We start from the raw sequence: 14,697 nt of genomic DNA on the forward strand, positions 1-14,697 counted from the left end.
TTAATTAACTAGGTTTTGTGTAATACTATAACTTGAGGTATTTGCAGCTTTATGTTCACAGGTGATACTTTCATACTTCATCGATACTGTTTCATAAGCTTGTGCATCATTATTGTCTAGGGCATTTGGATGGTGATTACTAATGCTTACGATTGATGCATTAGTCAATTTGATTGTTTTATAGACTATCAACTTACCGCTTCTATCGGTTCTATAAAAGCTAAATTCACAATCAAGTAACTCGTTATTATTAATGCTATTCATCAAGAGAGGGGTCGATTTATCATCTAATTTTGTAAATGAAAAGGGTGAGTGTGATACGTTTTGGTGACGACTCATACTATAATTAGTTGAATAAACAAAGATTTCATTTTCATGACCTTCTTGGTATTTATTTCCTATCGAGTCGTAACTTGAGCATCCAGCAGAGATAAGCCCTTGCTTCTTTCCTTTTATAACTAAATATATTTGATTTGCCACCGAGACGCTCCTTAATATAAAAAGAATAATTAAGCATTATATTCACCTTTTTTCTATAGGAATATTCGACATAGTTAATATAAATAGCTCAATACTCCAATAAAGATTATTAAACCCAATTCAAAATCAGTCTCTAGGTTAAATTCAGCTCCCATAAAAGGAGTTGAACTTAAAGTAAACATCAATACCCTATGTTTGCAGTCATAAACCGACTGTGCCACACTGTTGTGCCATTAACTTCATCGACATAGATTGAAGAATCAAACAGTTATATTGGGGAGGAGCTTCAAGCCAGCTCCACCAAATTTGGTGGGTCAGCGATAGAAGAACAGCTTCAAAAACAGTGAATTACCAAATCCAGTTGGACTGCGCACTGACACAAATAGGACTACAAATGATACGCAAATCGTACGCGGATTATTAAGTTCACTAAAAGCCCACTTCGGTGGGCTTTTTTATTGCACCTCGAAAATTAGAGAGTGTGCCTCTCTGTAGTGGCATAGTTAATTTGGTCACCAACTCAGAGGTGATATCATCACTTCATAAACAGATAGGTGACAATTATGGCAAAACGTATAAGACGGCTTTTCAGTGCTGCATTTATGTTTAAAGGCCGTGGGTATGATCCACAAGCACGAATGGCTCATAGTGATGCTGAATCAACCAAGATTTATACCGAAAACCATGTAGAATGGGTTGAAGTGCCACATTGTGAGATTACTTGAGTAAAGAGAGATAACATATATGCAAGATGATGGTGATTTGATAGAAAGTTATAACCATGTTTGTGCTGAGTGCTTCGGTAATCAGGGAATCATAAATTTAATAAATGATGAAGAAGAACTTAAAGCTGAGCAAAAATGCGATTATTGTAAAAAAAATAATAGAAAAGTAGTATTGTTAGACTTAGTTCTAGCACATATTTTAGGCTCTATTTATTTTTGCTATGCAAACCCTGAAGAGGTTGCATATAGGGATAAAGGTGAGTTTATAACAGAAAAGAACTTGAGTACCGCAGAAGTGCTCTACGAACTAGGCCTTAAATGTAACAATAATAAATTATTTGAAGACATCTGTTCTCACATTAGAAATGACTATTGGTGTGAATCACAACCATACCTATCTGAAAAACATGAAGTTTTACTATATAGTTGGGATAGTTTTTCAAACCACATCAAAAATAAATCTAGATTTATTTTTTGAACAAGATACCGAACCTTTCGACGATCAATACTTTCCTCCCGCATTAATTTTAAATTATATTGGCAGTGCCATAAAAGAATTATCTTTATTTAAAACATTACAAAAAGATGAACCTATATATCGATGTCGACATTTATGTATCGATAATAAAAAATATTGGAACGCAAAAGATCTAGGCACTCCACTACCTAAATATACCCTAGGGAATCCAAATCGGATGAACCCTCAAGGAATACCCATGTTTTATGGTTCCCCCCAAAAGCTTACAGCTATTAAAGAAATTATTGATTCTTGCAACACGTCCGATGAATCCAAAGAGTTCGTCACAGGGATCTTTTATTCAACTAAAGAGCTGCGTTTAGTCGATTTAACTCAATCACTTGATGAAATAGATTATTTTGATCATTCTAATCAACACCTAATAACCTCTAAATTATTCTTACGAAAATTCATTGAAATAATTAATAAACCTATAACTAGGAGTGAACCTAATCTAGCATACATTGAATATATTCCAACACAAGTAGTTACCGAATATTTCAAAATTATACTCACAGATAACAATGGGCATCACATGAATGGTTTTCAGTATAAAAGTAGCAAGGATGGGGAACCCTGCATTGTGCTATTTGTTACTCAAGATGAATGTGATGATGACTCAAATATCACCAATAAAACGGTACTGGCACTAAAAAAAATAGAGCGTGATAGTAATAATGACATAAAGAAAAGGTTGGATGATGGGTGGTAAAACTAACCCTAACTTATTGATTCATATAGTGCGTATTTCGTAAATTATGCACTGTTTGAAAACACAGTAAAACATAAATATGTTATATTTAAAATCATAGCATTATATAACTTAGAATCGAATTCATGGGGTGTCGGGGGTCGTAGGTTCAAATCCTATCATGCCGACCAACTTTTTATAGAGAAACCAACCTGTTACGGTTGGTTTTTTTGTATCTAAATTTTAGGTGGGTAAAATGGGGTACCCCAAAAACTTTCACTTCTACAAATCAGTCGAATACAGCCACTCAACACTTCTTAATTAAAGCTGGCTTTATTCCTAGTGGCTACATTGAAAATTTAGATAATAATGACCCGGTACTTATCTATTGCTATAAACTTGATTAAAACCATCTACATAAGGAACTATAATAGCGCTTTATTCATCACAAGCGTTTGTAAGGCGTGATTAAATTGCTGATAGACTTCTTCTGCTATCGCTTCTGGATAACTTAATACCCTAAGCTTATGTGGCTTATTTCCAGGGTAATAACTTGGATGTGCGTGTGCGTATTCGTTTTGCTGAAAACCGCAATGTCGATAAAAAGACCAACGCTTTTGGCTCACATCATCAATAATAGGGTCAATTTCTAGGATCACTTTACCTACATCATGACAAAACTGTTTTAATACCTTTTGCCCATAACCTTGCCCTCTTAATACAGGAGAAATAGCAAGATGTTCGATGTAATAATAATCTTCGATTTTCCAACACCCAATAAAACCAATAAAAATGTCATTTTCTTTGAAGCTGAACAAATAATAATCACTATGATTTAATATTGCTTCTCTTCCTTGGTAGCTTCTTTGTTCATATAATGGAAAAGCTGTGTCATACAACTGGTTAATCATTGCTACCGTTTGGCTATCTTCACTTGAAACTCTTAAACCATATAACATTTAATCGTTACTCACTTTCATAAAATATATTTTTTAGAATACCTATTTTAAACTTTCTGACAATTACTTATCGAGCACTCATAATATTAACCTACTGTTTTATTTAAATATTATTTTCCCACTTAATTCACTGATAAAAATATTTGTGCCTCTATATTGACTTTTTTACCTAATAGTTCTAAAAATACTGTATATAAACACAGCTCTTATTAGAGGCTATCATGTTACGTATCGAAGTTTTATTTGATAAGAATGCTCCACAAAAACCGAGTTCAGTTGTTTTACAAGCACTTGAAACTGAGATTTTACGCAAACTTCAAAACCAATACCCGGACATGGTAACGCGGGTTGGCTTTAGTTCACAACAACGCGTGAATATCTCAGGTACAAAAATAGCGGAGGATAAAACGCGTATTGAAGAAATACTGGAAGAGATATGGATGGATGATGGTTGGGTCCCAGAAGAAACAACGGTGGATTAACCAAAGACTTAAAGGAATGTTTCCTTATTATGTAACATTCCTTTTTCTGTCTCCAAAATTTGCAAGTAAAAAACTACTCGCTTTAAATTTCTCATATCTAAATTTTACGCCCAATTAATTAGCCAATTTTATGCCTAAGAAAGGCTTTAATTTCTTTCACTAGATTCAACTTTTTATTTTTTTTATCCGTTGTTCTAACCTGAGAAATACAGTTATTAGCATCTACACAGGTAGGAATTTCATTTAACATTATTGCTGATAAACTCACAGCCGGCCTATTATTGATATCTTTTCCAATAAAAGTTAAGGCCAGCGCGATTGCTGCTATAAATAATGGCACCTCATAGAATGCTTGTTTCATTATCAATGCTCTTATTGTTTGAGTGATGGATAATAATAAACAGTCTATTTCTTTGTACCTTAAAAAATAGTTAAACCAACCTTAAGGTATGCTTAAATCCACCTCAAACTTGAATTGTTCGTATTGTCTGACGCTCATTGCCTGCTTATACTTGCTAGTAGAGGTGATAACATGAATATCCTATTAGTCGAAGATGATCTTCAATTGGGAAAAGCGCTATGTCGTGGGCTGGAACTTGCAGGTTTTAGTCCTTGTTGGGTCAGGCTACTTGCTGATGCAAAATTACAACTCGCATCTCGCAATTTTGATTTAATGCTCCTAGATTTGGGATTGCCTGATGGCGATGGTCTTGATGAACTCATTACTTGGCGTAATATGGGAGAAACGATCCCAATCATCATTCTTACAGCAAGAAATCAAATGGATAACTTAGTTTCTAGTTTAGATTCAGGCGCTGATGACTTTTTAACAAAACCATTTGCTATGCCTGAGCTTATTTCTCGAGTAAAAGCGGTTAGTCGCCGTATGGCTGGTTTTTCATCTGAAATATGGCAATTAGGTAACCTACAATTAAATCCTCTTAATCACCAAGTCACCCTTAATGAGCAATTGTTGCTGCTCTCCGGGAAAGAATATCTATTACTCTACGAACTCATAAAAAATGCAGATAATGTTGTCAGAAAAACGGATTTAGAGCAGCGCCTATTCGGGTTAGATGATGTGGAAAGTAACTCTTTAGAGGTTCACATTCATAATCTACGCCGGAAAATAGGTAAAGACCGTATAATTACTATCCGCGGTATTGGTTATTTATTAAAAAAAGAAGTGCCACTAAGTGAAAGTTAAATCATTTTTTATTTATACATTTGGGCTGCAAATCAGCTCAGTTATTTTCCTTTGGCTGCTATTAGTTGGCTGGCTACAATTTTTTTATTGGCCCTCAATTCATGATGAGTTAAATGCGCAACAGAATATCGTCACTCAAGGGTTTGCTAAGACACTTGATATAGTTGCTGATAAACCGGAATATTTCAATAAAATAGCAAATAACCTACAAGAACTTTATTCTGCAGCGATGGAAAGTGGCGATGATATTAACTATCGGCCTTTTATGGTTGTTAGAGATAAACAAGGGAATGTCTATTACCGAAACAGTGACAAATTACATGTGCCATCGCTTAAATCTGTCTCTGAACTCGCCGCATTACATAAAGATTGGCATTTTACTTCTGCATGGAATGAGCAAGAAACTTTCGAAGTTGTTATTGCCGAGTCTTATAGTGACCGTAAATCTTTATTAGGTAACCCAGCTGAAGGTACAGCCATTCCACTCGCTTTTATTTTGGGTATTATGTTGTTAGCAATATTAATTACCGCTTATTTTAGTCTGCGGCCTTTAAGGCAATCTGCAAAACTAATTTCTAGCCGTCAGCCAGGTAATTTAACTCCGATAGAAACAAAAGAACAATATAAAGAAATTCGCCCTATTATTGATGCTATAAATAACCTTATGTCACGTGTTGATGCTGCAAATCAACGTGAAAAGCGCTTTATGGCAGATGCTGCACATGAATTAAGAACTCCCATAGCGGCTGTTATTGCTCAATTACACTTGTTGATGCAAATTGATAACCCAAAAGAAAGGGCAGAAATCATTAATGATATGCAAGAAACTTTAAATCGCGCAGCCTCTTTATCACATCAATTAATAGACCTAGCCCGCTTAGAAACTGAAGACTTTTTATTAAATAAAGAGCAAATTGACCTACCCGTATTAATTAGCCATTTAATATCCTCACACATACCTTACGCCATTAATAAAAATATTGATGTTGAACTACAAAGCCCAAATTCTTTTTATATCCTCACCGATAAACTCGCATTGAGTAATATTTTTACTAATTTGTTTGAAAATGCGATTAAATACTGCCCAGAGAAAGGGAAAATAAAAGTCGTTTTAAAAGACCTTACCCCGTTTGGTGGGACTATTTCTGTTCAAGATAATGGCCGAGGAATCCCAGAAGAAAGCCGTCAACTTATATTTTCTCGTTTTTATCGCGTACCAGGAACAATGGAAACCGGAAGCGGTTTAGGTTTATCTATCGCTCAAAATTTAGCCTGCAAAATCGGTGCTGTAATAAGAGTTACTGATGGATTAGACAATCGAGGTATCGGTTTTATTATTGACTTACCCTAAATCGAATTATGTTATTGAGTTAACAGCATTCGCTATTTTTTCTAGCTAGAATATGCCTTTCATACGTTAATATACCTACACCTAGAAGAGGCAATAATGTCCAAGGCATTAGTAATTATTGATCTCATTGAAGAGATAATTGGTAAAAATGGCTTATCTAATTCAAGTTATCAACAGACTTGCTCACGTAAAATCGTTGAGAAAGCCAATCAAGCAGCGCAATATGCAAGAAAGCATCATATCCCTGTTATTTGGGTAAAGGTTGGGTTTTCAGACAATTACCACGATGTTCCTGCCGGTTCTCCGATGTTCCAGCAAGCCAAAAGCCTTGGTGCCTTGAAATTGAGCGGTAATGGCTGCAATTGGGCTCATGACCTTGAGGTAGCTTTTCGTGATCCTGTAATGATTAAAAAAGGGGTTTCTGCGTTTGCAGGAAATCATTTCAATAAATGGCTTACTGATAATGGGATCACCGAGTTATTTATTGGTGGAGTCAGTACCGTAAAGGCCATTCAAAGTACTGCACGACAAGCCCACGATTTAGGATATTATGTCACCGTACTTGAAGATTTATGTGCAGCCCCAACGCCAGAACTCCACGAGCAAAGTCTTCTGGCACTGGAAGGTATGGTAACGGTTTCTTCAGTTAAAGAATTTATGCAATTAAAATAACATTTGATATTTCAAAGCATTATTTTAGTTTTTGCAAGTATATCTCCCGTAGCCGGATAGCTAGTTTCCCCGGCTTACCTTCTCCAATTAATTGTCTATTAACCATAATAACTGGCCACACTAATGTTGTTGCTGAAGTAATAAAGACTTCTTTAGCTTCTAACATTTCATCAATACTAAATGGTTTTTCAATAATGCCTATTCCTTGCTCCCGGGCAAGTTGTAAAATAGCTTGGCGAGTAATGCCTGGCAATATCTCATTATTTAACCCTCGCGTTTGTATTTGGTTTTGATGGTTAATAATAAAACAATTACTGGAACTTCCTTCAGTGACATAACCATTTTTAACAAATATGGCGTCATCAGCACCTTGTTGCTTAGCGTATTCTTTTGCCATGGAAGCAGCTAATAAGGCGACAGTTTTAATATCACAACGCTGCCAACGAATATCATCCACGGTGACGGCTTTTATTCCATGTTTTGATTTTTCATTTTCAACAATCTTCGTCTTTTGTGCAAATAAGACTAATGTTGGCTTCGTCTGTTTATTAGGATATAAAAAACTGCGTTGTTTTGCATTGCCGCGTGTCAACTGAAGATATACAAGCCCTTCTTCTATGTTATTCTGCTGAACCAGTTGAAAATGAATGTGTTTTAATTCGGCTAAATCGTAGGGGAATGATAACTGTAATTCAGCGCAAGAGCGCTGCAAACGAGCCATATGATGTTCAAAATCAACTAGCTTACCGTTGATTATTGCTGTCACTTCATACACTGCATCCGCAAATAAAAAACCACGGTCAAAAATAGATACTGACGCTTCTTCTTCAGGTAAAAACTGGCCGTTTACATAAGCAATCATGAGCTATATTCCTTTATCAATCAAATCATTACCTAATCTCTTATTAACCATACACTATATTACAAAAATTACCTTTCAATTCTTCACATTTATTATCTCTATTTGCAGATTCGGGCCCTCTTGTATGCACCGCGACTAACAAAAAAACAAGCGGTAGTACAGCAACTAAAATATAGTTTAAAATTTAAAATTATTTTTAATATTAACTTGACATTAACATGTGAATAGCTAGAATGCTCTCACGTGATCTGGATCACATTTTAATTTGGAGTTCTCGATGAAAAGCATCAAAGAATTTATCAGCAGTGTACAAGAAGTCGTCGAATTACTATCTAAACGTTTTATGTAAGCAAGTTAATTAATCTTTAGTTAATCAAACCTTTTAGTTACCTCATCATTAGCGTTAAATTGCATTTATTTTGCACAACGACCTTAAAATTAAGGTCGTTTTTTTTATTCAAAAACATTCTCAATAATTTCAGCAACAACCGCTGTTCCTATCGCTACCAAGATAAGGTCTCGGCCACTTATTTTCCATTCATAGCCTACATAAACGGGTAATTCGGCTAAAAATGCTGAGGGTAGCATTTTTTTTGCAATACCTGGAGGAAGTGGTTTTCCCCTGCTAACTTGTTTTGCAATACCGGGTGGCAAGCCACGATACCCCGTCAGTCCATATTCAATGGCCAAAGGCCTTACGTTGCCAAAACTCACATTAAAACTAATATTTGCTCCCCGATGCTTATCGTAATATTTACTTGATTTAACATGTTTTATCTCTTGATTATCATTGCCTTTATTTGAGTTATCTTTGTTCTGCTTACCTTTATTTCCATGAACTTGTTGATGCCCTTTGCCATTTCCTTGGCCTTGATTACCATTAGGGGATGAATTAGCGAATAATGAGGTAAAAGCAATAATAGGCAATAAGATATACTGCAAAAGAACTGAACAAATCGGCTTTTTAAATTGATTCATAATAGATTCCTACAAAGTTAATATAACATTAGGACATTTTGTAGAACATTATGCTTAGTTATAACGACTCACAATCAGAAAATACTTATCACACGTAATGTTATGTAAATGTTACTTAATCACTCAAATTAGTAAGTGCCCTCCTTTATAATAGCTCTTATTGTCATTAATATTATTTTCATATATTAGACAATACTTAGAACTAGTAATAAGAATTAAGACGGAGTTTAATATTGCTCCCCATGAATTTTCGTTGTAAATATGATAAAGTCATTTGACCTATGCTATTTTATAAACACTATTTTATAAACAATTGTTCCTAACATTCTAAAGAAGGAGAAACCATGCAGCAGCAACTGCTAGACTGGGTACGTCAATTCAACCAAGATTACGCTGACATTGCCTCTTTACTTATGGTGCTCGGTTTAATCCTTATTGTCGCCTGCGTATTACACTTAATTCTACATAAAATATTACTTCCTCAACTCGAAAAGCGCGGGCAAAAAAGTGCAGGAACTTGGGTACATTTAATCACTCAACATAATCTTTTCAATCGATTCGCATTTGTGATCCAAGGTGTTGTGGTCAATATCCAAGCAACACTATGGTTACATTCAGGTTCGACTGCTCAAGCCGTTTTAAACGTTGGCTCACAGGCATGGTGCCTATTATTTGGCTTACTCACCCTTTATTCCGTCCTTGATATCATACTTGGCGTACTCCAACGTGCAGCCAAAACAGCACACCTACCTCTTCGAGGTATATTCCAAAGCCTGAAGCTACTCGCCACAATTTTAATTGGCATCATGATCATCGCGCTATTAATTGGCAAATCACCACTGATTATCCTAAGTGGCCTTGGTGCGATGACAGCCGTCATGATGTTAGTGTTTAAAGACCCCATTATGGGCTTAGTTGCAGGAATACAACTTTCAGCCAATAACATGGTCAATATTGGTGATTGGTTAGAAATGCCTAAATACGGTGCTGATGGCGCTGTTGTTGACATTGGTTTAACCACAGTTAAAGTGCGTAACTGGGACAACACAGTTACGACTATTCCAACTTATGCGCTGATTTCTGACTCCTTCAAAAACTGGAAAGGAATGACAGAATCAGGTGGACGAAGAATTAAGCGTAGTGTCCGCTTAGACGCCAGTAGTGTTCATTTTTTAACCGACGAAGAAATCGCGCAATACATTAAAGCCAATTTACTTGAACCCTATATTGAACAAAAAATATCGGAGATCCAAGTCTTTAATTCTAGTCTACCTGATGACAAAGCCGTTCCTTTAAATCAACGTCGTTTGACGAATATAGGGACCTTCCGAGCTTATATTGAAGCTTATTTAAAATCACACCCTAATATTCATAAAAATATGACAATTATGGTCAGACAGCTAGAATCTGATTCAAATGGTATTCCAATCGAAATATATGCCTTTACGAATACAACCGTATGGGTGGAGTATGAAAGAATACAATCTGACATTTTTGATCATATCTTTTCCATCCTGCCGCAATTTAATCTGATGGTACATCAATCACCTACCGGAAATGATGTTAGAATGATAGGCCATTTCCCAGAAAAATAACTAATACTAAGTGATTAGTTAAATTTTCTTATTCATCTACATCTAAAGTAGTATCTAAAAGAGGGAGATATCCCTCTTTAACTCTTAATTCCCTGTCATCGCTATATAAACAATAACATTTCGATAGTTAATCAAAATAAAACTAACCTATGCACTAACAAACAAAAAACCCTTATAAATTAAATAAATACATTTACTTTATCAGGGATAACATTGATGTAAGTCATGTAACTCAACAGAAACTTTTTTTAACATATAACACAAGATAGTAATGTTGTTATTTACATATAGGCAATGTCAATGCATAAAAATAAAATAAATACTCAATTTGGAAAACTGAGCAGGAGGGAGTTTATACAAACCTCCGCAACTGTTGCGGGTGCCGCTGCTGTTGCAGGCTCAATCACTCTCCCTTTTGCTGCACAAGCAAAAACACCAGCAATCATGCCAGACGAAGTCAGCGAAAAAATTAGCTATAGCGCATGCTTAGTCAACTGTGGTAGCCGCTGCCCATTAAAAGTCCATGTGAAAGATGGTGTGATCAGCCGTATTTCCAATGAAACGATGTATGACGACTCAACGTTAGGTGAACACCAAATCCGTCCATGTCTACGTGGTCGTTCAGTGCGTTGGAAAACCTACAATCCAGACCGTTTAAAATACCCAATGGTTCGTGTTGGTAAACGTGGTGAAGGTAAGTTTAAAAAGATTTCATGGGATGAAGCAACAACCATTATCGCTGAAAAATTAAAGTATACGATTGATAAATATGGAAGTGATGCCATTTATTATCAGTATGGCTCTGGGTCAACGGGTGCTAACTTACACGGCCGTGCAGCGTGTAAACGTTTATTAAGCTTAACCGGTGGTTTCTTGGGTGACTATGGTACATATTCATATGCTCAATTAATGGAAATCACACCTTATGTCTATGGTAGCGTAGAAGAATCCTATTTATCTGAAATCCAAAACTCTGACCTAGTTGTCATGTTTGGCCACAACCTTGCGGAAACACGCATGTCAGGCGGCGGTCAATTCTACGAGACCCTCAATGCGTTAGATAAAAGCAAAGCAAAAGTGATTATCATTGATCCACGCCGTACCGACAGTGTCACAACGCTTGGCGCTGAATGGATCCCGATTTATCCCGGTACTGACGCTGCATTAGTTGCTGCTCTCGGTTATGTCATGATCGAAGAACAACTGACTGACGAAGAATTCCTGAACAACTATTGTGTTGGTTGGGATGAGTCGACCTTACCTGCTTCTGCACCACGCAATGCATCATATAAAGATTATATTTTAGGTAATGGGCCTGATGGCATCGCAAAAACCCCAGAGTGGGCAAGCAAATTAACGGGGATCTCCGTCGCACGCATTAAGCAACTTGCACGTGAAATCGGCAATGCTAATAGAGCATGGATTTCACAAGGCTGGGGCTTACAACGTACTGAAAATGGCGAACAAGCTTGTCGTTCTATTATGATGTTACCGCTGATGTCTGGGAACATTGGTCGTGCAGGAACGAACACAGGTCTGTGGGGGAATAGCTATGCTTATCCTGTTGCGGGGTTTGCTTTACCTAACCCAGTCAAAGCCTTGATCCCAACTTATATGTGGTCAGAAGCTATTGTTCGTGGGAAAGAATTAACCGCAGAGAACGGTGGTATTAAAGGTGTCGATAAACTCAATAACGACATCAAGTTTATGTGGTGTTACTCCAGTAATGTCATTGGTAACCAACATGGCGACTTAAACAAAACCCATGAAATACTGGCTGATGAGTCAAAATGTGAATTCATTTTAGTGTGGGATAACCATGATACGCCATCCGCAAAATATGCAGATTTATTGTTACCGGATGTCACGACCGTTGAAACCAATGATTTAATCAATAACTCCTATGCAAGTGGTGCATACCACTATTTAGTTCGCCTACAGAATGCCATTGAGCCACTGTGGGAAAACCGCCCTAACTATGATGTATTAGCAGAAGTTGCTGAGAAAATGGGGGTAAAAGAACAATTCACCGAAGGCCGTACCTACGCCGAATGGATTGAGTTCTGTTATAACAAAACACGTGAAAAAATGCCGCATTTACCTGAATTCAGCGAAACCGACGGTGCGGGTATTATCGACCGTAAATTCCTGAACAGCTCAGAAAATATTGCATTGAAGAAATTCCGTGATGACCCAATCAATAACCCATTGAAAACGCCGTCAGGTAAAGTGGAAATCTATTCGGAACAACTGGCTGAGCGTGTTAAAAATTGGGAGTTACCAGAAGGCCAACGTATCCCTGCCCTTCCTGAATATTGCGTCAATAAAGAAGGCGTTGAAGCCCAAGCAAGCCAACAGAAGCATCCGCTATTAATGACAGGCTTTCATGATAAAGGCCATGTGCATTCATCTTATTACAATGTTGCCATGCTCCGTGAAGCCATTCCGCATCAATTTTGGCTCAACCCAATTGATGCCCAGCAACGCGGTTTGAACAATGGTGACATGGCTGAAATATTTAATGATCGTGGCCGTATTCAAATTAAAGTGAAAGTGACAGAGCGTGTATTACCTGGTGTTATCGCTGTTCCACAAGGTGCATGGCGTACTCTCAATGAAGATGGGCTGGATATTGGTGGTTGTATCAACACACTGACCTCTCATGTTCCTTCGCCATTGGCTAAAGGTACCCCACAACATACTAACCTTGTTGAAGTTAAACGCGCTTAAGGAGTTGAATAATGAAACAATATGGCTTTTACTTTGACTCCACTAAATGCACTGGCTGTAAAACATGTCAAGTCAGTTGTAAGGATGAAAAAGATTTAGATTTAGGTCCAAAATTCCGTCGTGTCTACGAGTTTGGTGGCGGTAGTTGGCAGAAACAAGATGGTATTTGGCAGCAAAACGTTTTTAATTACTATCTTTCAATTTCATGTAACCATTGCTCAAACCCGACTTGTGTCGCAGGTTGCCCAACCGGTGCAATGCACAAACGTGAAGAAGATGGTTTAGTCGTAGTTGACCAATCTATTTGTGTGGGTTGCCGTTACTGTGAATTACGCTGTCCATATGGCGCACCACAGTTTGATGAGAAGAAAAAACTCATGACTAAATGCGACGGCTGTTATGAACGTGTCGCAAAAGGAATGAAACCGGTTTGTGTTGAGTCTTGCCCGCAGCGTGCTTTAGATTTTGATGATATTAATGTTCTTCGTGAGTTACACGGGACCGAGTGTGGTATCGCTCCAATGCCAGACCCAAGCCTGACAAACCCAAATATTGTCATCAAACCCCATAAAGATGCGAAGCCATTTGGCGATAAAAGTGGCGAATTAAAAAACCCTGCGGAGGTGTAAGATGCATGAATTACCACTCGTTTTTTTCACTGTCTTAGGACAGTCAGCTGCTGGGCTTTTTTTACTCGCTTATATCAGCCGTAAAATGGGATCTATTGATGATAAACAGCTAAAAACTGCCAATATCGTTGCCTTTATTATTATGATAATTGGTTTAGGTATCGGTGGGTTACACGTTGGCCAGCCACTACGCTTCTTCAATATGCTACTGGGTGTGGGCCGTTCGCCTATGAGTAATGAAGCCTTCTTAAGTGGCGTATTTGTTGGATGCGCTGCGGCAACGTTATTTTTCACCCTGTTTTTCAAGCATACGTTATTGCGTGAACTGGCAAATATTGCCGCAGTCGTGTCAGGGCTTGCATTTGTTTGGTCGATCCCTCAAGTGTACAATATCGCCACTATTGCTAACTGGGACACCGGTTATACCACACTGCAAATGTGGATGACGATGTTAGTCGGGGGCGGCGCGCTCGCTATTGCTATCGGCGCACGTGGCTTAGGTATTGCTTCATTCTTAATTGGTACTTTCGCTATCTTTGCAAGCCGTGCTGGTTACCAAGCGTTTTTAGCCGAAACCGGCCCCGCTCTTAGCGGTGAGCAAACAGGCTTCTGGGGCTTCCAAGTGGTTGTCTTAGCGATTGCTTTAGCTGCATTTGTTGGTATGGCGTTGAAACAACGTGCGCCAAGAGCAACATTAGCAACGTGTGCCGCAGCAGTATTATTAGCTGAACTAGCTGGCCGTATCGCATTCTATAACTTGTGGCAGATAACCATGTAAGGCATTGTTCTTACTATGTTATAATTTATTACTCAAGAACC

At 37.6% G+C, this 14,697-nt stretch carries 15 protein-coding genes and 1 pseudogene; 11 read left to right on the forward strand and 5 right to left on the reverse strand.

Annotation, left to right across the window (positions count from 1 at the left end):
- A complete protein-coding gene (locus M1E86_RS11285; RefSeq protein ID WP_213912563.1) occupies nucleotides 1-480 on the reverse strand; it encodes an Hcp family type VI secretion system effector in 480 nt (159 codons plus the stop codon).
- A gap of 614 nt (nucleotides 481-1,094) precedes the next feature.
- On the opposite strand from M1E86_RS11285, the pseudogene M1E86_RS11290 reads away from it, so the two are divergent.
- The 3 genes and pseudogenes from M1E86_RS11290 to M1E86_RS11300 form a co-directional block, all read left to right on the forward strand.
- Nucleotides 1,095-1,205, forward strand: a pseudogene (locus tag M1E86_RS11290) (integrase); the annotation flags it as partial.
- 19 nt (nucleotides 1,206-1,224) lie between these two features.
- Entirely contained in the window at nucleotides 1,225-1,683 is a 459-nt protein-coding gene (locus M1E86_RS11295) for a HEPN-associated N-terminal domain-containing protein (RefSeq protein WP_248466644.1), read from the forward strand.
- On the forward strand, nucleotides 1,613-2,434 hold the full coding sequence (locus M1E86_RS11300; RefSeq protein WP_213912561.1) for an RES family NAD+ phosphorylase: 822 nt from the start codon (nucleotides 1,613-1,615) through the stop codon (nucleotides 2,432-2,434). The genes M1E86_RS11295 and M1E86_RS11300 overlap by 71 nt, the downstream gene beginning before the upstream one ends.
- 404 nt (nucleotides 2,435-2,838) lie before the next feature.
- On the opposite strand, the gene M1E86_RS11305 is transcribed toward M1E86_RS11300, so the two are convergent.
- On the reverse strand, nucleotides 2,839-3,372 hold the full coding sequence (locus M1E86_RS11305) for a GNAT family N-acetyltransferase (protein WP_213912560.1): 534 nt from the start codon (nucleotides 3,370-3,372) through the stop codon (nucleotides 2,839-2,841).
- Nucleotides 3,373-3,593: 221 nt separating this feature from the next.
- On the opposite strand from M1E86_RS11305, the gene M1E86_RS11310 reads away from it, so the two are divergent.
- On the forward strand, nucleotides 3,594-3,854 hold the full coding sequence (locus M1E86_RS11310) for a DinI-like family protein (protein WP_213912559.1): 261 nt from the start codon (nucleotides 3,594-3,596) through the stop codon (nucleotides 3,852-3,854).
- Nucleotides 3,855-3,972: 118 nt separating this feature from the next.
- Here M1E86_RS11310 and M1E86_RS11315 read toward each other — a convergent pair whose 3' ends face one another.
- Complete coding sequence (locus M1E86_RS11315) at nucleotides 3,973-4,215, reverse strand: hypothetical protein (RefSeq protein WP_125891244.1); 243 nt, start codon at nucleotides 4,213-4,215, stop codon at nucleotides 3,973-3,975.
- Nucleotides 4,216-4,386: 171 nt separating this feature from the next.
- Here M1E86_RS11315 and M1E86_RS11320 point away from each other — a divergent pair, with 171 nt between their 5' ends.
- The 3 genes from M1E86_RS11320 to M1E86_RS11330 all read left to right on the forward strand — a co-directional run bounded on the left by M1E86_RS11320 (nucleotide 4,387) and on the right by M1E86_RS11330 (nucleotide 7,084).
- Nucleotides 4,387-5,061 (forward strand): response regulator, encoded by a 675-nt coding sequence (locus M1E86_RS11320; protein ID WP_125891245.1) that lies wholly within the window; start codon nucleotides 4,387-4,389, stop codon nucleotides 5,059-5,061.
- On the forward strand, nucleotides 5,051-6,412 hold the full coding sequence (locus M1E86_RS11325) for a sensor histidine kinase (RefSeq protein WP_213912558.1): 1,362 nt from the start codon (nucleotides 5,051-5,053) through the stop codon (nucleotides 6,410-6,412). The genes M1E86_RS11320 and M1E86_RS11325 overlap by 11 nt, the downstream gene beginning before the upstream one ends.
- Nucleotides 6,413-6,508: 96 nt before the next feature.
- Nucleotides 6,509-7,084 (forward strand): cysteine hydrolase family protein, encoded by a 576-nt coding sequence (locus M1E86_RS11330; RefSeq protein WP_213912557.1) that lies wholly within the window; start codon nucleotides 6,509-6,511, stop codon nucleotides 7,082-7,084.
- Between the two features lie 19 nt (nucleotides 7,085-7,103).
- Here the strand turns inward: M1E86_RS11330 and M1E86_RS11335 are convergent, their stop codons facing one another.
- Together M1E86_RS11335 and M1E86_RS11340 are read right to left on the reverse strand one after the other, a co-directional pair.
- The gene (locus tag M1E86_RS11335; protein ID WP_213912556.1) at nucleotides 7,104-7,946 is read right to left on the reverse strand and encodes a D-amino-acid transaminase; all 843 of its coding nucleotides are present in this window, start codon (nucleotides 7,944-7,946) and stop codon (nucleotides 7,104-7,106) included.
- 453 nt (nucleotides 7,947-8,399) lie between these two features.
- The gene (locus tag M1E86_RS11340) at nucleotides 8,400-8,924 is read right to left on the reverse strand and encodes an anti-virulence regulator CigR family protein (protein WP_125891249.1); all 525 of its coding nucleotides are present in this window, start codon (nucleotides 8,922-8,924) and stop codon (nucleotides 8,400-8,402) included.
- A gap of 344 nt (nucleotides 8,925-9,268) precedes the next feature.
- On the opposite strand from M1E86_RS11340, the gene M1E86_RS11345 reads away from it, so the two are divergent.
- The 4 genes from M1E86_RS11345 (at nucleotide 9,269) to M1E86_RS11360 (ending at nucleotide 14,656) form a co-directional block, all read left to right on the forward strand.
- Nucleotides 9,269-10,519 carry a mechanosensitive ion channel family protein gene (locus M1E86_RS11345; RefSeq protein WP_125891250.1) on the forward strand — a complete coding sequence of 417 codons (1,251 nt, stop codon included), beginning with the start codon at nucleotides 9,269-9,271 and terminating at the stop codon, nucleotides 10,517-10,519.
- 300 nt (nucleotides 10,520-10,819) lie between these two features.
- Nucleotides 10,820-13,249, forward strand: coding sequence for a DMSO/selenate family reductase complex A subunit (locus tag M1E86_RS11350; RefSeq protein WP_213912555.1), 2,430 nt, complete (start codon nucleotides 10,820-10,822; stop codon nucleotides 13,247-13,249).
- Between the two features lie 11 nt (nucleotides 13,250-13,260).
- A complete protein-coding gene (locus M1E86_RS11355) occupies nucleotides 13,261-13,878 on the forward strand; it encodes a DMSO/selenate family reductase complex B subunit (protein ID WP_125891252.1) in 618 nt (205 codons plus the stop codon).
- A 1-nt stretch (nucleotide 13,879) separates the two neighbouring features.
- Nucleotides 13,880-14,656: a dimethyl sulfoxide reductase anchor subunit family protein gene (locus M1E86_RS11360; protein ID WP_125891253.1), complete on the forward strand. Its 777-nt coding sequence runs from the start codon at nucleotides 13,880-13,882 to the stop codon at nucleotides 14,654-14,656.
- The last annotated feature ends 41 nt before the right edge of the window (nucleotides 14,657-14,697 follow it).

The organism is Providencia sp. PROV200, from assembly GCF_049901995.1.
Classification (GTDB): domain Bacteria; phylum Pseudomonadota; class Gammaproteobacteria; order Enterobacterales; family Enterobacteriaceae; genus Providencia; species Providencia rettgeri_E.